This is a genomic window from Cupriavidus sp. CuC1, from assembly GCF_044627735.1.
Classification (GTDB): domain Bacteria; phylum Pseudomonadota; class Gammaproteobacteria; order Burkholderiales; family Burkholderiaceae; genus Cupriavidus; species Cupriavidus ulmosensis.
On the sequence record NZ_JBIUHC010000079.1, the window covers coordinates 14,172 to 31,838 of the forward strand.

A 17,667-nucleotide genomic window follows, 5' to 3' on the forward strand; every position below is an offset into this window, starting at 1 on the left:
CAAGCTTCCGTGCAAATCAACGCCGGGGCGTACTGAATCACGCCCCCAGTTCCTGAAACGCGTGGCCATTGGCCTCTAGCCCCTTCAAGATCTCGGGTGGCACCTCGGTCTGCCAGACATTGCCGTCGAGCACCCACTGATCTGGGTCGGCGAGGTCGGGGAGTCCTGCTCCCTTACGCACATAGAGCCCCAGTGTTGGCCTCTTCGGATTGATGTAGAAGTCGAATTCCTGCATTTGCGACATCTCCCGCGAAAGTGGAGTTTCCAGCTGTCTGTAGTACGGCTCACGGTCAATTTTCGCCAAACCTGTTCATGCCTTTTCCGCCCAAGTGGCTGAAGGAAAGTTTGCCAGCTTTGCGGAGAAGACAGCGTGCATTCTTTAAGAAATTGTTGTACGTCGATCATGTTACGGAAATGCTGGTAAACGCTATGGATAATGAAATTTATATACCGATTGGGTTGTCGTTAATTTATATACTGCCCGGAATTATTGTATTTATATACTGAGCTACGTCCTATTTTTTTCTTCATTTGTAACCTCTACTTTCCCGGAGTGGAAACCGAGTGTATCGTTACGTATAGTCAATCATGTGGCTGAGATTAATCGACCTTTTACTCCGGTATATCCGGAATAATTTGTGGAGAGAACATGGCTAATCGACGCGAAGTGCCAGGTATCCGGAAGTACGATGGTCCCGCAGGAGGCTGGGGGGCGCTTAAAGCTACAGCCACGGCTATTCGCCTGCAGATGGATACCACCAAGGCCCCGATCACACTGCTTCGGACCAATCAGCCGGATGGGTTTGACTGTCCGGGGTGCGCGTGGCCTGACAAGGAACACCTGTCCACATTCCAGTTCTGCGAGAACGGCGCAAAGGCGGTGACCTGGGAGGCAACTACCAAGCGGGTTCGCCCCGATTTCTTTGCGAGCCACACAGTGTCGTCGCTGTTGAATCGAACCGACTACGAACTCGAAGACCTGGGCCGCCTCACGCATCCTCTCGTCTACGATCGCGCTACCGACACGTTCCGCGCGGTGGAATGGGAAGCAGCCTTCGCCCGTATCGGCGAAGTGCTCCGCGGGCTGTCGCCCGACGAGGCCGAGTTCTATACCTCGGGGAGGGCCTCGAACGAGGCCGCATACCTCTATCAGTTGTTCGCAAGAGAGTATGGAACGAACAACTTCCCCGATTGTTCAAACATGTGCCACGAACCGACGAGCGTTGGCCTGCCTCGATCGATCGGCATCGGCAAGGGCACCGTCTCATTGGAGGATTTCGATCAATGTGAACTCATCATCTCGATCGGACACAATCCCGGTACGAATCACCCACGGATGATGGGAACCTTGCACGAGGCATCAAGGCGCAAGGTTCCCATTATCGTATTCAACCCGCTTCGCGAGCGAGCGCTTGAGCGTTTTGCGGACCCCCAGAACATGCTTGAAATGGCGACTTACGGTTCCACGAGAATCGCATCGTCCTATTTCCAGGTTAAGGCCGGAGGGGATGCGGCTGCCATCAAAGGCGTAATGAAAGCGTTGATGGACCTGGAGGCCAGGCAGGGCGGTGTCCTCGACTACGAGTTCATCGCTACGCATACCGAAGGATTTGACGCGCTTGCTGATGATCTCGAGGCCACGGAATGGCCGGATATCGAGAAGGCCAGCGGACTTGGCCGCGCGGATCTTGAACTGGTCGCGGCTGCCTATGCAAAGTCGAATGCCACGATCATCAGCTACGGGATGGGTGTCACGCAGCACAATGAAGGCACCGCGAATGTCCGTCTGCTGTGCGATCTGCTGATGTTGCGCGGCAACCTTGGAAAACCTGGCGCCGGCATTTGTCCATTGCGAGGTCACTCAAATGTGCAGGGCAATCGGACGGTTGGCATTACTGAGAAGCCGTCGAGTCGCTTTCTCGCAAAAATCGAGGAAGTATTCGGGTTCAAGCCGCCCGACCAGCATGGGCATGACGCTGTCAGGGCGATGCAAGCGATGATTGCAGGCACGGCCAAGGCATTGATATGCCTGGGCGGGAACTTTGCGGTCGCGCTGCCTGATCCTGATCAATGCTTCACCGCCATGGACAGGCTCGACCTGAGTGTCCACATCGGGACCAAACTCAATCGCACGCATCTGCTAGTGGCAAAGGAGACCTATTTGCTGCCCTGCCTGGGTCGCACCGAACTTGACGTGCAGGAGACCGGGCCTCAATCGGTGACGGTAGAGGATTCGATGTCGATGGTTCACGCCTCAGCCGGGAAGCTCACGCCCGCGTCCGAGTTCCTGAGATCCGAGCCAGCTATCGTGGCGGGCATTGCCACCGCCACCTTGCCGAACAGCAGGGTGTCATGGCTTGAATTGACCGCAGACTATGACGGGATCCGCGATCTGATCGAGAAGACTGTGCCGGGATTCGAGAATTTCAATGAGCGCGTTCGAGTTCCGGGAGGATTTCGCATGCCGCTTCCGCCCACTGAGCGAAAATGGGAAACGCCATCAGGAAAAGCCATGTTCTTCGTGTTCAAAGGGCTGCACGAAGACAAGGAAGTCCAGGCCGACGATGTGTTGCGCCTCGTGACAATCCGCAGCCACGATCAATACAACACGACCATCTATGCAATGGATGACCGGTATCGGGGCGTGTTCGGTCGGCGTGATGTGTTGTTCATGAACGAAGCGGATCTGGCCGCGCGTGGCCTGGAGCATGGGGATCTGGTCGATATCGAGACGATTACATCGGGCAGGTTGCTTCGGGTTGAAAAAATTACCGCAATCGAGCATGACATCTCTGCCGGCTCGGTCGCGGCTTACTATCCCGAAGCGAACAAACTGGTGCCGCTCGACTACATCGATGAAGATAGTGGCACACCGTCCTACAAGTCAGTTCCGGTGCGTGTGGTGCGCTCGGAAGTGACGTGATTTGCGGCGAGCACCAAGCTACTTGGCAGGAGGTCACACGATTAAACCTGCTTATCCACGGGCAGGGTGTTGCACGTCTCCTCACTTCTTGAGTACGTGTGTCATTTCGATGTCGCCGAGTGGAGTCGGCAGCAGAGAAGCGAATCGGCCTGGGGGAGCCAGATCCTCATGCCCCCATGGGGAGGTGCCGCGGCTAGATCGCGGCGCCTCCCGCGTCAATTGCGCGCGTGGTGGCATCCTGCCACACCTCACTATGGAGATGAATCCATCATGTCGACACTTTGTGAAATCTGCAATGCACGCCCAGCCGTTGCGCGGGTCGCGGTTGTGCAGAACGGTCAGCGCAAAACGATGTCAATCTGCGACTATGACTATCGCCAGCTGCTGCGTCACCAGAGCATGATCAATCCGTTCGACTCGCTATTGGGTGGTGGCTTGTCTCGTTTCTTCGATGGTTTGGGGGGCGTGATGGATCATGAGGCCGAGGATTCGGGGCTGGCTGCAGAGGTGCCGCGTGAATCCGTGGATGTCACCGATGCGTTCAGCGAGCAGACTCTTGAACTCCTGCAGCGCGCGGCAGAGAAAGCCCACGAACTGCGTCGCAATGAGCTTGATACAGAGCATCTGCTGTACGTGCTTGCCGATACTGACGTCGGGACCGCGTTGCTCAAGGAGTTGAAGCTCTCGCCGCAGGACATCATGGGGTACATCGACAAGCATGCGCAAACGGGCCCTGCCGAGCCGGATGCACCGATTGATAGAATGACGATTTCTCCGCGCCTGAAGAAAGCCTTTCTCTACGCGTTTCAGGCGTCGCGTGATCTGGGACATTCGTACGTTGGCCCGGAGCATCTGCTCATCGGCCTTGCCGCCGTCCCGGACAGCATCGCGGGGACTCTGCTGAAGAAGTACGGCGTGACGCCCGAGGCGCTGCGCCAGAAGGTGGTGAAACTCGTCGGCAAGGGCGCGGAGGACGGCCGAGTCGATACGCCGACGGGCACCCCGACGCTCGACAAGTTCGGCCGCGACCTTACGGCAATGGCGCGGCAGGGCAAGCTCGACCCGGTGCTCGGTCGCGCGCAGGAAATCGAGAGCACGATCGAAGTCCTTGCCCGGCGCAAGAAGAATAATCCGGTGCTGATCGGCGAGCCGGGGGTTGGGAAAACTGCGATTGTCGAAGGCCTCGCGCAGCGCATCGTCAATGGCGACGTGCCAGAGGTGCTGCGCGACAAGCGCCTCGTCGAGGTAAACATCAACGCCATGGTTGCGGGCGCGAAGTATCGGGGCGAATTCGAGGAGCGTGCGAAGCAGTTGATAGACGAGGTGAGCGCGAAGAACGCCGAGCTGATCCTGTTTATCGACGAATTGCACACAATCGTGGGTGCGGGGCAGGGCGGCGGCGAAGGCGGCCTTGACATCGCGAACGTGCTGAAGCCCGCGCTTGCGCGCGGCGAACTGAGCCTGATCGGCGCAACGACGCTCAACGAATACCAGAAATACATCGAGAAGGACGCCGCGCTTGAGCGACGTTTCCAGCCGGTGCTCGTGCCGGAGCCAACTGTTGAGCAGACCATCATCATCCTGCGCGGCCTGCGCGACAAGCTTGAGGCACACCACCAGGTCACGTTTGCCGACGATGCCTTTGTCGCCGCCGCCGAGCTTTCAGACCGCTACATTACGTCGCGCTTTCTGCCAGACAAGGCCATCGATCTGATCGACCAGGCGGCTGCGCGTGTGCGCATCGGCTCGACATCGCGGCCAGCCGATATCCAGGAACTCGAAGCGGAAATCGCACAGCTCAAGCGCGAGCAAGACTATGCGTCGTCGCGCAAGCGCTACGATGAGGCGAAAGACTTTGAAGAACGCATCAAGGAGAAGCAAACGCGGCTCGACGACCTGACCGAGGCTTGGCAGCGCAAGACAGGCTCGCAGACGCTTGAGGTAACGGTCGCGGCAATCGCAGAGGTGGTATCTCGCCTTACGGGCATTCCGGTTGCTGACCTCACTCAGGAAGAGCGTCAGAAACTCCTGAAGATGGAAGCCAAGTTGCGCGAACGCGTAGTGGGCCAGGAGGAAGCCGTAGTCGCAGTCAGCGACGCCGTGCGTTTGTCACGCGCGGGGCTTGGTCAAGCACACCGGCCGATTGCAACGTTCCTCTTCCTGGGGCCCACCGGCGTCGGCAAGACCGAACTGGCAAAGGCGCTGGCGGAAACGGTGTTCGGCGATGAACAGGCGATCATCCGTATTGACATGTCCGAGTACATGGAGCGGCATGCGGTTGCACGGCTCATTGGCGCGCCCCCAGGATATGTGGGTTACGACGAAGGGGGGCAACTGACCGAGCGTGTCCGGCGACGTCCCTACAGCGTGATTCTGCTCGACGAGATCGAGAAGGCACACCCCGACGTGAACAACGTGCTGCTGCAGGTGTTTGACGACGGTCGCCTGACCGACGGAAAGGGGCGTGTCGTGGATTTCAGCAACACGATTCTCATTGCCACCAGCAACCTTGGCGCAGCGATCATCATGGAGAACCTCGAGCGCCCTGAGGATTCGCGCATCACCGACAGGGCGTTGCGCGACGAACTCATGAAGGTTCTCAAGGGCCACTTCCGTCCTGAGTTCCTGAACCGCATCGACGATATCATCGTGTTCCATGCGCTTTCGCGAGAGAACATCCGCTCGATCGTGCAGATTCAGCTCGAAAGGGTGGTGCGGACCGCCGCAGCACAGGACATCACGGTGACGCTCAGCGCTTCACTCATCGATCATCTGGTCGAGGCAGGCTATCAGCCGGAGTTCGGTGCACGCGAACTGAAGCGCCAGATTCGTCAGAAGGTCGAAACGAGGCTCGTGAAGGAGATTCTCGGCGACGGCCTGAAATCGGGTGATAGTGTCGAGCTGGGCTTTGACAAGGATAAGGGTGAGGTGATACTGAATAAGGCCGCGGTGGCTCGGAAAGCCAAGGTGAATAAGCCAGGCACGACGAGCGCTCAATCCACGGCAGGAAATAGCCCGGAGCCTTCAGGTAACCCCGATTCTTGTGTTTCCGCGCCGCCTCCGCCTCCTTGACTAATGGTGAGTGTGGGTACGATCGAGGCGGGCGCCCCAGGCTGAATACGCCGGGCGCGTGCCCCCCAGCGATGCCAGCGGCAAGTGTGACGTGGACTGATTTCATCAGGAATTTGGCTGTCCACGTGGGTATTATTTAAAAATCAAGAAAATATTATGATCGTGCGGCCAAAGAAGAATTGGTTCAGCATGCTGTTCGTGTGGAACGGCTCCGTATTGCTGTCAATCATTCCGCAGCTACTTTTCCTGGCTGTTGTGAGCGGCTTTGCGGTCCTCACCCAAGGACGTATCCTGGGCGAAAAGATTCCGCTGAATACCGCCCCTTTCACACTCTTCGGAGTGGCGCTAACGATCTTTCTTGCGTTCAGGAACAATGCCAGCTATGAGCGCTACAAGGAAGCGCGGCATCTTTGGGGCAGCGTACTCATCGCCTCGCGCTCGCTCACGTCGCAGGTATTGTGCTACATCCATGATGACCGTGCGGATCGTGTGCAGCTTGTCAATGGTCTTATTGCGTTTGTCTATGCACTGAAGCACCAGCTTCGTAAAACGGATCCGATGCAGGATTTGAATCGACTTCTGGGCCGGGAAGCAGCGGAAAGATTGCGTTCAAAACATTATCAGCCGATCGCGATTCTCAATGATATTCGCTGCAAGCTTGGTCGACTTCAATTGAGTGAGCGGACTTTTGACACGAAGCTATGGATGTTCGACGCCCGGATAAACGATCTGGAAAAAACAGTTGGAGGGTGCGAGAGAATCGCATCCACTCCAATTCCATTCTCCTATGGCGTCCTGCTTCATCGCACGGTATATGCATATTGCATAATGCTCCCGTTTGGCCTTGTCGACTCGACGGAACTGTTTACTCCAATAATCAGCGTTTTCGTCGCCTACACGTTAATTGCGTTGGAGGCGATAGCCGAAGAAGTGTCGGAGCCATTTAGTATGGCTCCAAACGCGCTCGCGCTCGACGCAATCACGAGAAATATCGAGCGATCGCTACTTGAGCTTTGTAATCGTGAAATTCCGGAAGAAAAGGTACCCGATTCGTTGTATCAGCTAACCTAGGGTCGAGTTGCGCCGTCTGCGTATCCGAGTGGGTTCCCAGCGAAGTCACGATCGCGCACGCCCTCATGGTTCGGTCGAGTCGGCTGTCCATTGGGCATGCGAGCGGGGCGGAGACATGAGCTGGCTCGGCGACGCCTTCGCCGGCGCATACCGGGCGTAACGGCGCCTCGCAGGTTGCCTCATGCAACCAACGTGCGGGGCCTGTCGAATGCCGTTGGCCGGGTGAAGCCAATGACGAATTCGCCGCCTTCGAAATGTCCCTTGAAAAGTCCCGGGAATTTGCTAGATGTGATTCTGTCAAGAGTGGATCGATAGGGAAAGGAGGGCGTCATGGTCAGTCGCGTCGAGGCGGTTCTGGACAAGTATGGCCTCCAGTCTGGCGCCATGGAGCAGGCGATCTACCTCAAGGTTTGCGTAACTGACGTGCGCGGCCTGGGCGTGTCGGGTCTTGGGATCAAGAGCTTTAGGGCGATCGACCTCGGAGCGTTCCGGAACGTCGAGCACACCGAGGTCACCGGTACGGGCCAATTCGAAATCGTCGAGGTCGATCACGTGACGCCACCGTCGGGAACCGACCCCTTCGCGGTAGAGGCCTGCAAAGGCTATTACATCCTTCGTGTCGCGAAACCGGCGAGCGGTTGGCGTCCGCACATGACGCTCGGGCTCACGGTCCAAATACTCCGGGACCTACGACTGACCCCTGGCTTCGGAGGGCCGACGAATGGTCCGCACGGTGAGGCCGCCTACGACTACTGCCATACATTGGTGCAAATTGATCTGCTGTAGTGCTCGGGCGGCGATGATATGGGCAGGTCACGGACGCCGATGGCGTGGCGTTCGACAACGCGGGGTTGTTGCCTGTTATTTGTCGCGGCCGAGCCTGCTTGGAGGGTCTTCGCGATACCGCAGCACACCTTGAACCGGTCCAGTTCATGCATCGGCATGGTCACCTTCCCGGGCTTCGGCATGGCTGGACTCCGATCCAGGCGGATAGAGCGCCAGCATGCTCGCGTTGGCCCTGACTCACCCTCTTACTCATGCTGCGCCGCGGCGGGAGCCTCAATCAGGCAACAAAGGAGTAACAAGGGAGTCACCGTGGCCGCTTCCACTCGTACACTGAGCCAGATTCCGTCAGGCATATGGATGTTGGGCTTCGTCAGCCTCTTGATGGACATCTCGTCGGAGATCATTCACAGTTTGCTGCCGGTCTTCATGGTGACGACACTTGGCGCCAGCGCCTTCTACGTTGGACTCATCGAGGGTGTCGCGGAGGCAACCGCGCTAATGGTCAAGGTGTTTTCCGGCACCTTGAGCGACTACCTGGGCAAGCGTAAGGGACTCGCCGTCGCCGGATACGCGCTCGGGGCACTGTCCAAGCCCCTGTTTGCGCTGGCCCCCGGGGTGGGGACCGTGCTGGCGGCGCGTCTCACGGACCGGATCGGGAAGGGCATGCGTGGGGCGCCCCGCGACGCGCTGGTGGCCGACATCGCGCCGCCCCATCTCCGGGGTGCCGCGTTTGGGCTGCGGCAATCGCTGGACACCGTGGGAGCACTTCTGGGGCCCGTGATCGCCATCGGCCTGATGTATCTCTGGGCAAACGACTTCCGTGCCGTCTTCTGGGTCGCGGTTATCCCTGGCATCCTCTCGGTATTGCTGCTCATGATTGGCGTGCGGGAGCCGGAGCCCCAGGGCGGCGTCAAGCGCACCAACCCCATCAAATGGGCGAACCTGACTCGGCTGGGACGGCCATATTGGCAAGTGGTCGCAATCGGTGCCGTCTTTACGCTAGCGCGCTTCAGCGAGGCCTTCCTGGTGCTTCGTGCCCAGCAGGTCGGCTTGCCGCTCTATCTGGCACCGGTGGTCCTGGTGGCGATGAACCTCGTCTATGCGCTGTCAGCGTATCCGTTCGGGAAGCTGTCCGATGGTCTGCGTCATACGACGCTGCTGACCTGGGGATTGGTCGTGCTGGTGCTCGCCGATCTTGTGCTCGCGCTCGGCACCCATTGGGCGGTCACCCTGGCGGGTGTGGCGCTATGGGGCCTGCACATGGGCATGACACAAGGCCTGCTTGCCACGATGGTGGCGGACACCGCGCCCAACGACCTGCGTGGAACGGCGTACGGCCTTTTCAATCTGGCAAGCGGGCTGGCCCTGCTCGTCGCCAGCGTGCTGGCAGGCCTGCTGTGGGACCGGCTGGGCGCAGCCTTCACGTTCTATGCGGGCGCGGCTTTCTGTGTCGCCACCATCGCGCTAATCCTTCTCGTCGCGCAACCGACGGCTGCAAATGACTTGACCGACTCTCCAGAACTTCGCCATTGGCGCCGAAAATCGCCAGCGCTTGCATGGCTTGGGCCAAAGCCGCTTCCGATTCGCTAGCCGCCTCCCCTGCGACCTTCGACAGTGGACCGGCGTACCGCAAGAAGCCTTCCGCTCGGAAGTCCTCAAGCGCGGCTGCTAGGCCCGCTGCCCCCTTTCCCGCAGGCCCGCGCCGATGCGCCGGATCTCGGCCTCTCCCCGCGCAAGAGCCGCCGGGCTCGTGTGCACGGAGTAGTAGCCTGTCACCAGTTCGTAGGGATGCTTGACGGCCGAGCCCAGGACAAACGCGGTCTCGCCGCGGGCGACGAGGCCGATCGCGCCTTCGGATTCTTCGAACACCGCGAGTTCGACGGTACCGATGGGGCCACCGCTGTCGCCCGCGTCGAGCCGACCGGCGTCCACCGCGACCCAACCCACCGTATGGCCAACCGGCGGCTGGTAAATCCAGCGCTCGCCGTCTTGCAGGCGCACCGCCAGATAGTTGATTGGCGCCGGTGCCGGGATGGCACTTTGGGCCGCACCGTAGCGGCCGAGCAGGACGCGCGCCGGTCCCTCTTGCGGCACCTGTGACGGCGCAAGGTAGAGACTATGGGCCGGGGCATTTTCCTCCGCGGCCGGTAAGGCCACCCAGAGCTGGAAGCCATGCACGTGCGTCACCCCGGGCGCAAGCGCCCCGGTGTGCCAGACACCGCCGCCAGCCCGCATCCATTCGACGCCGCCGGCGGGCAACACACCGTATTGGCCAGTCGAGTCTTCATACAGCGTGTCGCCTTCGGTCAAGTAGGTCAGCGTGGCGATCCCCGAGTGGGGATGCATGCCGAAGGCCTGGCCGGCCCTCGCCTGCAAACTGAAGCGATCGAGGAACACGAACGGCTTGAGACGCTGGCCCAGGTCGCCCGGACTCATAAGCCGCGTGATCGGTCCGTGCGTGTTGCCGTGCGTGCGATGGACAATGGCGCGCGGCCTGCCGGCGAGAGCGTTCATGCGGCCTCTCTTGCAGTCTTGAGCGCCTTGGCCCACCAGGCGATGTCGTCGAGCAGTCCGTCGGCTGCCTGCGCCAGGTGGGGGAAGTCTTCGAAACGCTTGCCCTGCTGCCAGATGCCGAGGAACTCGACCATGCCGATATGCACGGCGTTGCGCACCGGTGCCATCTGCATTTCAATCGCCACCAGGCGCATCTGCTCCACGGCCCGCGCCGCCCCTACGCCGCCGTAGCCCACGAAGCCGATCGGCTTGCGGCCGAATTCCTGGTAGGCGTAGTCGAATGCGTTCTTGAGCACCGCGCTGGGGCCATGGTTGTATTCGGGCGTGACTACGATCAGGCCATCCAGCGTTGCCAGTTTGTCGGCCCAGCGCAGCGCCGCCTCGTTCTTCACCGGCGCCCATGCTGGCGACATTGGCTCGTCGAAGAAGGGCAGGGGATGATCGCGCAGGTCGATCAGCTCCACGTCGAGATTGGAGCGCTGGCGGGCGATCTCGTGGATCCAGCGTGCGGGCTTATCGCCGAAACGGCCTTCGCGGGTGGAGCCGACGATGATGCCGATGCGGAGTTGATGTGATGTCATGGCTACTCCTGGAAGAGGGGCGGGGTGACGATGGGAAGGTGTAAGCGGTCGACCTACCGACCGTTGGTCAGATTATGGAAGTGCCTGCATTGCTTGAGTAGATGGCACAATAGGAGTGCACTCATCCATTTTTAGAAGGAATTGCCTGCCATGGTTGACCTGAACGACATCGCGCTGTTTGTGCAGGTGGTGCGCTACGGCAGCTTTGCCGAGGCCGCGCGGCGGCTGGGATTGCCTGCCAACACCGTGAGCCGGCGCGTCCAGCAACTCGAAGCCCAACTCGACACACGGCTGATGCAACGGTCCACGCGCAAGCTCACGTTGACCAATGCGGGCCAGGTCTTCCACGAGCGCTGCGCAGGCGCGGTCGACGGGCTGGTCGAAGCCAGCCAGGCGCTGGCGTCAGGCGGCCAGGAACCCAGTGGGCCGGTGCGCGTAGCGGCGCCAGCCGATTTCTTCGAGTTCTTCCCGATGGCATGGATCGCCGAGTTTTTGGCCGTGTATCCGCAGGTCCGGCTCGATTTCGTGCTAAGCGACGCCAAGGCCGACCTGATTGCCGAGCAGATAGACATCGCATTTCGCGGTGGCCAGTTGCCGGACTCGGGCTATATCGGCCGCCAGCTCCTGGGCGAGCGCAGCGACGGGCTGGTGGCCAGCCCGGCCTACCTTGCCGCGCGCGGCGCGCCTGGCTCGCTGCAAGACCTGGCAAACCACGACTGCGTGACCGCCGGGCACGTCAGCGGCCACGCCAGCTGGCGCCTCGTCGGCCCCGATGGGACCGAAGAGGAAGTGCAGGTCAGCGGCCGCTTTAGCGGCAACACCGCACAGGCACTGCGCAAAGCCGCGCTGGCCGGACTCGGCATCGCACTCTTGCCGCCGTCGATGGCCACGCTCGATGTGCAGGCCGGTCTGCTGGTGCCAGTGCTACCGGCGTACCAGCAGACCAGCCATGGCCTCAGCGTCCTGTACCCGAGCCGGCGGCACCTGCCGACCGCGGTATCGGCGTTTATCGAGTGGATGAAGGAAAAGCTGGAGGCGTTGGAAACCCTCGAGCCTACGCCATCAAACTCGGACATTTGAGCCTGGCTGGAACCGGGCATTCTGATTTGGCCTTTACATTTGGCCTCTACACATGGCTTGTCCAGGCTGTTTTTAGGTGTCGATGGGCAGGCTAAATAGCAATGTCAGTGCGGATCGACCAGGCCAATTCGCAGGGGGTCTCGCCGCGCGCCTCCTTTGATGATTGTGCCTCTTTGTGCAGTTGCAGGTCTGGGTAAAGCGCTGATACATTGGTAGGTGCTGGATAGCGTCATGAATCAAAGCCGAAGCGCCCGGATTTTGCGTGGGATTTTGTGGCTGCTGGCAACGCCCTGTTGCCTGGTGGTGATTGGCGTGCTGGTCGTTCTGCTGGCTGCCGTGCTGGAATACTCAAGACTCCCCGCGCTTGACGATTTGACGGACTACCGTCCTGCGCTGCCGCTTCGGGTATTCACTGCGCAAGGCACGCTCATTGGTGAGTTTGGCAAGGAGCGGCGCGTGGTCGTCGCGTTTTCCGACGTCCCGCAATCGCTTCGAGCCGCAATTGTCGCCGCGGAGGATGATCGCTTTTATCAGCACCACGGGATCGACTACCCGAGCATTGTCCGTGCCGCGCTCGCCGACCTGTCGAGCTGGGAAAAACGGCAGGGCGCGAGCACGTTGACGATGCAACTGGCGCGCAGCGTCTACCTGTCACCCGAGAAGAGCTTCGAACGGAAGTTTGCCGAGGCGCTCCTGGCGGTCAAGATCGAACGGACCTTGAGCAAGGAGCAGATTCTCGAGAGATACGTCAATCAGATCTATCTCGGGGAAGGCGCATACGGATTCGCCGCTGCGGCCGATGTCTACTTCGGTATGCCCCTGAATCAGTTGAGTGTTGCGCAGGCGGCGCTGCTGGCCGGCCTGACCAAAGCGCCTTCACGTGACAATCCCGTGGTCAACTTTGCAGCAGCGATCGCCCGTCAGCGCTATGTACTTGGCCGGATGCTCGCGTTGGGCGTTCTTGCGCCGGACCAGTTCCAGCAGGCCATTGCGGAGCCGATCCATCTCCGGGAGGCGCGCGCGCGATATCGCGTGAACGCCGCGTACGTTGCAGAGGACGTGCGCCGGATCATGGTGCAGCAGTATGGCGACGCAGCCTACCAGATCGGGCTCAACGTCTATACGACGCTACATGACGCGGATCAGGCGCGCGCGTACCAGGCGGTCGCGCGTGGGTTGGTGGCCTACGATATGCGGCATGGCTATCGCGGTCCGGAGCGCAACCTTGACCTGCCGCGTGATCCCGTACAGGTCAAGGCAGTGGTGATGCAGGCATTGAGCGGGCTACCATCCTTGGGCGGACTGGTGCCGGCAGTAGTGCTGAGCGTGCACAGTGGTGCGGCAAGCGTGATGTTCGCCGACGGTAGCACAGGGCGATTTTCCATCGGGCCCATGGGACGAGCCACGCTCGGCAAGGGTCGCGCAATGCCGCTGGCTGCGCGGTTGCAGATCGGATCGCTGGTTCGACTTGAGCGCCTGGACAATGGGACATGGCGGCTTGCCGAGATTCCACAGGCGCAAGCTGCGCTGGTGTCTATCGACCCGGCCACTGGAGCTATCACGGCATTGCAGGGCGGCTTCGATTTCAGGCTCGAATCCTACGATCACGTGACGCAGGCGCGGCGACAACCCGGGTCCAGTTTCAAACCTTTTATCTATTCTGCCGCGCTGGAAAAAGGGTTGATGCCAGCGACCATGGTCGACGACAGTCCATTTGTCGTGCCTCCATCCGGGCCGGGACAGAAGGCCTGGGCGCCGGTTGATTATGAGCGGAATTACCTCGGTCCGATCTCGATTCGATACGCGCTCGCCGAGTCGCGCAATGTCGTGGCAGCGAGGGTGATCGAACAGATTGGTGTGCCATACGCGAGGCAATACGTGACCCGCTTCGGCTTTCCGCTCAGTGAGATCCCTCCGTATCCGTCGATGGTGCTTGGCGTGGGATCCTTCACGCCGCTGCAAATGGCCGTCGCGTATGCGACGTTTGCTAACGGAGGCTACCTGATCCGCCCGTACTTGATCGACCGCATGACCGATTCAAGCGGCAATGTCCTGTTTCAGGCTCACCCGCTGACTGCCGCCGACGGCGCGCCGCGGGTGATCGATGCCAGGAACGCGTTCATGATGACCAGCATGCTTCATGACGTCGTCGAGTATGGCACGGGGGCGGCGGCCAAACAGCTGGGGCGTGGCGATCTGGCGGGTAAGACCGGCACCACCGATGACTTTATTGACGCGTGGTTCGACGGGTATTCGTCCGACCGACTGACGATCACATGGATCGGCTTCGACCAGCCTCGGTCGCTGGGAAAGGGCGAGGTGGGCGCCCGCGCAGCGCTGCCGATCTGGATGGATTTCATGAAAGCGGCACTGGAGAACAGCCCTGAACGTCAGCTAACCGCCCCTGACGGGGTCGTGACGGTGCGGATCAATCCGGCAACCGGGTTACAGGTGCCGGAAACGGACCTGTCGGGGCGGCTTGATTACTTCTTCGAAGAAAATGTCCCGCCGATGGAGCCGACCGCCATCGAAAATGGCGAGGCTCAACCGGAAGGTGCGCCGGCGGAGCAGTAAGTGCCAGAAAACGTAGTCAGCCAGGCATGCGCTCATGGCACCATGGGAGCCGGGGCCTTGGCCCCCGGAACGCGCAGGTTCATTCTTCGACCTCAGGGCATTTCCGTTTCGATGACTCGCCGCGGCCGGCCCTTGTTGATTTGCACGGGGCGGCCCGCACGTGCATCTGGCGGCGACCCCTTGCCTGCCTCATGCCGCCCAGGCATCCTCGCTGCGGGCGGCGTCGGCGGTCCCGCACGCTGCATGTAGCGCAGACGCGAGGATCATGGCATAGGCGTTGCGCGCCGGCGGCCGGCAGGGGCGCGGGCGATAGACGGCCTGGCCCTTGGCGATGGGGAGGCCGCTGAGGGCGCACACCCCATCCTCGCGCGCCGATACCGCAGTCCAGATCTGGTCGCCGTAGCGGCAATGGGTGGGATCGCGCCAGCTGATCACCGCCAACGTGGAACTGGGCCGCTCCACCACGCTGACGATGGCGGTGTGCCGGCGGTCTTGCGGTTCTTCCTCATCGGGCCAGGCGCCATCGGCGCACAGCTGGAAGGCTTGGCGCGCGTGGAGCAGCCCGATGGTGCTGCCCCACGGGTCGGGGCGGTCCGCCCGTGCGTGTGGTGTGGATGATGTGGCGGGATTCGGGTGCGCTGGCATGGTCAGCTCCGGATGATGGAAACGTGCGGGGTCGTGGGCAGAGTCACGGTCGGGGGCTCAGCTCAGCCGGCCTTTGCAGCCTTGCCGGTCTTGACTCGCCGCGCCGGGGCGCGCAGCGCCATTGGCGTTCCTGCAACAGGCTTTCGTTCTTGCTCATGGCGGCTCCGCTGGAAGGGGAGGCGCGCGGGGGGGGGCAGCCGGACCCTGTCGCGCGGATGAGGGCTGGCGTGCGGACGCCGGCCGTGAAGACATCTTATGACGCGCCCCACGCCGCACGCAGTTGTCCATCCGTGCAGTCGCGGTACTGCATTGAGATGGCAGAGCTATACGAACGTAGGAGGCGCCCGCTGCAGATGGGAAGAAGGCCGTTGCCTGCGAGGGCCGTCTCCGTTTCTTTGGGGAGAATCAATCGTCAAAATATTTGAATAATGCATCCATGAATTGATTGGCTCACACGTGGGTTGCTCTCGTATAGTTCAGTCCATGGACGACACGGACACAAAAAACCCTGCCCCATGAAGTTCAACCAATTTCAATGAGAGAGCGCAGATCATGTCCAATCCGAAACTCGAAGTGCTGACCCCGCAAAACAGCCAGCTGATCTTCATCGACCACCAGCCGCAGATGGCCTTCGGCGTGCAGTCGATGGACCGCCAGGCGATGAAGAACAACGTGGTGGGCCTGGCCAAGGCCGCCCGGATCTTCGGCATCCCGACCACCATCACCACGGTCGAGTCGGACTCCTTCTCGGGCTATACCTACCCCGAGTTGCTTGACATGTTCCCCGACCAGTCGACGCTGGAACGCACCTCGATGAACTCGTGGGACGACCAGAAGGTGCGCGACGCGCTGGCCGCCAACGGCCGCAAGAAGATCATCGTGGCCGGTCTGTGGACCGAGGTCTGCAACACCACCTTCGCGCTGTCCGCGATGCACGACAGCGACTACGAGATCTACATGGTGGCCGATGCCTCCGGCGGCACCAGCAAGGAAGCGCACGACTACGCCATGCAGCGCATGGTGCAGGCGGGCGTGGTGCCGGTGACCTGGCAGCAAGTGCTGCTCGAATGGCAGCGCGACTGGGCCCACCGCGACACCTACGACGCGGTGATGAAACTGGTCAAGGAACACTCGGGCGCCTACGGCATGGGCGTGGACTACGCCTACACCATGGTGCACAAGGCCGCGCAGCGCACCGCCACGCCCCACGCGTCGCTCGCGCCGGTGCCGGCGCGCTGAGCCGCGTTGCCGACCCGGCTAGGCAGGCTGCACCACGCCCATGATGCGCCTGCCCAGCGCGATGCCCCACTGGGCCAGGCGCTTGTCCGCGGCCCACTGGCTTCGATCCCATAGCGCGAGCGCGTCGTCAATGCGGTTCCCGGTGGCCTGCAGCGCGCGCGCCAGGGCCACGGCATTGGCTGCCGCCTTGCCCGCGCCTGCGCCGGTATGCGGACGCGCCACGAAGGCGGCGTCGCCGAGCAGCACGGCGCGGCCGAAGCGCATGCGCGGCGCCGCGTAGTCCTGGATCAGTTGCAGGAAGGGATCAGGGGTCGATGCGACCAGTGCCGCGAACACGGGCGCGAGGCTGTCCGCCGCGTCATGCCGCAGCGCCCGGGCATCGGCGTCCTTGACCGCCCCCGGGGGCAGCGAATGCGTGTGCTGGCGGCCATGGCGGTCCAGCAGCACCGCCGCCAGCGGTCCTCCGGCGGGCAGCGCGCGGTACCAGACCCAGTTCAGGCGCCGTTCGTTGCGCAGGACCGACCCGTCCTCGCCGGGAATCAGGTAAGTCAGCATCTGGTGTCCCGGGCCGTCCTGGAAGGCAAAGGCATCGACCAGCAGCGACTTGGCCTGCGTGCCCAGCGCAGCCTCGGGCAGCACGCCGCGCCAGGCGACATAGCCGGCATAGGCGGGCGCATCGCCGGGCAGCAACGCCTGCCGCACCGTGGACAACGGTCCGTCGGCGCCGATCAGCAGATCCGCGCGCTCGGTGCGGCCGGAGGCAAAGCGGGCCGTCATATGATCGGCCTCGTGGGCCAGTGCGACCAGTTCCTCGCCGGCATGGATCATGCCCCGATCGAGCGCGCCTTTCATCAGGGCATAGAGTCCGTTCCAGGCGATCTGTGTCTGCGGCATGTAGATGCGGCGAACCACACCCTCGCGGTCCAGGAAGATGCGGTCCTTCGACGGCACGCCGAACTCTGGCGGGTGCGCGACCCCGGCGAAGTCCAGCGCGTCGAGCACGCCAGGCTGCAGCACGAGCCCGCCGCCGCGGCTGTCGAGTTGCTGCGGCGAGCGCTCGAAGACATCGACATTCCAGCCGATGGCGCGCAGGCAGATGGCGGTAAAGAGCCCGCCGAGCGAGCCGCCGATCACGATGGCGCGGTAAGGTCTGGACGTGGGCATGGTGGGCATGATGGTCAT

General features: G+C 61.6%; 13 protein-coding genes. 8 read left to right on the plus strand and 5 right to left on the minus strand.

Translation table 11 applies throughout. The features are described 5' to 3' along the window. Positions 1-37: 37 nt before the first annotated feature. Positions 38-235: a hypothetical protein gene (locus tag ACGLHR_RS29290; protein ID WP_400097940.1), complete on the minus strand. Its 198-nt coding sequence runs from the start codon at positions 233-235 to the stop codon at positions 38-40. 414 nt (positions 236-649) lie between these two features. Here ACGLHR_RS29290 and ACGLHR_RS29295 point away from each other — a divergent pair, with 414 nt between their 5' ends. From ACGLHR_RS29295 to ACGLHR_RS29315, 5 genes are all read left to right on the plus strand, one after another. Beyond that, a complete protein-coding gene (locus ACGLHR_RS29295) occupies positions 650-2,923 on the plus strand; it encodes an FdhF/YdeP family oxidoreductase (RefSeq protein ID WP_400097942.1) in 2,274 nt (757 codons plus the stop codon). A 270-nt stretch (positions 2,924-3,193) separates the two neighbouring features. After that, complete coding sequence (locus ACGLHR_RS29300; RefSeq protein ID WP_400097944.1) at positions 3,194-5,995, plus strand: ATP-dependent Clp protease ATP-binding subunit; 2,802 nt, start codon at positions 3,194-3,196, stop codon at positions 5,993-5,995. 156 nt (positions 5,996-6,151) lie between these two features. Then, the gene (locus ACGLHR_RS29305) at positions 6,152-7,066 is read left to right on the plus strand and encodes a bestrophin family protein (protein WP_400097945.1); all 915 of its coding nucleotides are present in this window, start codon (positions 6,152-6,154) and stop codon (positions 7,064-7,066) included. 330 nt (positions 7,067-7,396) lie between these two features. Further along, positions 7,397-7,852, plus strand: coding sequence for a hypothetical protein (locus ACGLHR_RS29310; RefSeq protein ID WP_400097947.1), 456 nt, complete (start codon positions 7,397-7,399; stop codon positions 7,850-7,852). A 357-nt stretch (positions 7,853-8,209) separates the two neighbouring features. Next, the gene (locus ACGLHR_RS29315; RefSeq protein ID WP_400097949.1) at positions 8,210-9,442 is read left to right on the plus strand and encodes an MFS transporter; all 1,233 of its coding nucleotides are present in this window, start codon (positions 8,210-8,212) and stop codon (positions 9,440-9,442) included. 78 nt (positions 9,443-9,520) lie between these two features. On the opposite strand, the gene ACGLHR_RS29320 is transcribed toward ACGLHR_RS29315, so the two are convergent. Both ACGLHR_RS29320 and ACGLHR_RS29325 read right to left on the minus strand, forming a co-directional pair. Continuing rightward, positions 9,521-10,366 carry a pirin family protein gene (locus ACGLHR_RS29320; RefSeq protein WP_400097950.1) on the minus strand — a complete coding sequence of 282 codons (846 nt, stop codon included), beginning with the start codon at positions 10,364-10,366 and terminating at the stop codon, positions 9,521-9,523. Continuing rightward, entirely contained in the window at positions 10,363-10,947 is a 585-nt protein-coding gene (locus ACGLHR_RS29325) for an NADPH-dependent FMN reductase (protein WP_267602460.1), read from the minus strand. The genes ACGLHR_RS29320 and ACGLHR_RS29325 overlap by 4 nt, the downstream gene beginning before the upstream one ends. A 150-nt stretch (positions 10,948-11,097) precedes the next feature. On the opposite strand from ACGLHR_RS29325, the gene ACGLHR_RS29330 reads away from it, so the two are divergent. Both ACGLHR_RS29330 and ACGLHR_RS29335 read left to right on the plus strand, forming a co-directional pair. Next, complete coding sequence (locus ACGLHR_RS29330) at positions 11,098-12,027, plus strand: LysR family transcriptional regulator (RefSeq protein WP_400097953.1); 930 nt, start codon at positions 11,098-11,100, stop codon at positions 12,025-12,027. 231 nt (positions 12,028-12,258) lie between these two features. Beyond that, positions 12,259-14,601, plus strand: a complete 2,343-nt coding sequence (locus ACGLHR_RS29335; protein WP_400097955.1) for a penicillin-binding protein 1A — start codon at positions 12,259-12,261, stop codon at positions 14,599-14,601. Positions 14,602-14,790: 189 nt separating this feature from the next. Here ACGLHR_RS29335 and ACGLHR_RS29340 read toward each other — a convergent pair whose 3' ends face one another. Next, entirely contained in the window at positions 14,791-15,246 is a 456-nt protein-coding gene (locus ACGLHR_RS29340; RefSeq protein ID WP_400097957.1) for a DUF3331 domain-containing protein, read from the minus strand. Positions 15,247-15,798: 552 nt separating this feature from the next. Between ACGLHR_RS29340 and ACGLHR_RS29345 the strand changes: the two genes are divergently transcribed. Beyond that, positions 15,799-16,485, plus strand: coding sequence for a hydrolase (locus ACGLHR_RS29345; protein ID WP_400097959.1), 687 nt, complete (start codon positions 15,799-15,801; stop codon positions 16,483-16,485). An 18-nt stretch (positions 16,486-16,503) separates the two neighbouring features. Here ACGLHR_RS29345 and ACGLHR_RS29350 read toward each other — a convergent pair whose 3' ends face one another. Continuing rightward, complete coding sequence (locus tag ACGLHR_RS29350) at positions 16,504-17,667, minus strand: FAD binding domain-containing protein (RefSeq protein ID WP_400097984.1); 1,164 nt, start codon at positions 17,665-17,667, stop codon at positions 16,504-16,506.

What these genes read in the sequence shown, in the direction of transcription:
- ACGLHR_RS29290 (WP_400097940.1), bottom strand. Translation starts at nt 235, where the DNA reads ATGCAGGAATTCGACTTCTACATCAATCCGAAGAGGCCAACACTGGGG.
- ACGLHR_RS29295 (WP_400097942.1), top strand. Translation starts at nt 650, where the DNA reads ATGGCTAATCGACGCGAAGTGCCAGGTATCCGGAAGTACGATGGTCCC.
- ACGLHR_RS29300 (WP_400097944.1), top strand. Translation starts at nt 3,194, where the DNA reads ATGTCGACACTTTGTGAAATCTGCAATGCACGCCCAGCCGTTGCGCGG.
- ACGLHR_RS29305 (WP_400097945.1), top strand. Translation starts at nt 6,152, where the DNA reads ATGATCGTGCGGCCAAAGAAGAATTGGTTCAGCATGCTGTTCGTGTGG.
- ACGLHR_RS29310 (WP_400097947.1), top strand. Translation starts at nt 7,397, where the DNA reads ATGGTCAGTCGCGTCGAGGCGGTTCTGGACAAGTATGGCCTCCAGTCT.
- ACGLHR_RS29315 (WP_400097949.1), top strand. Translation starts at nt 8,210, where the DNA reads ATGTTGGGCTTCGTCAGCCTCTTGATGGACATCTCGTCGGAGATCATT.
- ACGLHR_RS29320 (WP_400097950.1), bottom strand. Translation starts at nt 10,366, where the DNA reads ATGAACGCTCTCGCCGGCAGGCCGCGCGCCATTGTCCATCGCACGCAC.
- ACGLHR_RS29325 (WP_267602460.1), bottom strand. Translation starts at nt 10,947, where the DNA reads ATGACATCACATCAACTCCGCATCGGCATCATCGTCGGCTCCACCCGC.
- ACGLHR_RS29330 (WP_400097953.1), top strand. Translation starts at nt 11,098, where the DNA reads ATGGTTGACCTGAACGACATCGCGCTGTTTGTGCAGGTGGTGCGCTAC.
- ACGLHR_RS29335 (WP_400097955.1), top strand. Translation starts at nt 12,259, where the DNA reads ATGAATCAAAGCCGAAGCGCCCGGATTTTGCGTGGGATTTTGTGGCTG.
- ACGLHR_RS29340 (WP_400097957.1), bottom strand. Translation starts at nt 15,246, where the DNA reads ATGCCAGCGCACCCGAATCCCGCCACATCATCCACACCACACGCACGG.
- ACGLHR_RS29345 (WP_400097959.1), top strand. Translation starts at nt 15,799, where the DNA reads ATGTCCAATCCGAAACTCGAAGTGCTGACCCCGCAAAACAGCCAGCTG.
- ACGLHR_RS29350 (WP_400097984.1), bottom strand. Translation starts at nt 17,667, where the DNA reads ATGACCATCATGCCCACCATGCCCACGTCCAGACCTTACCGCGCCATC.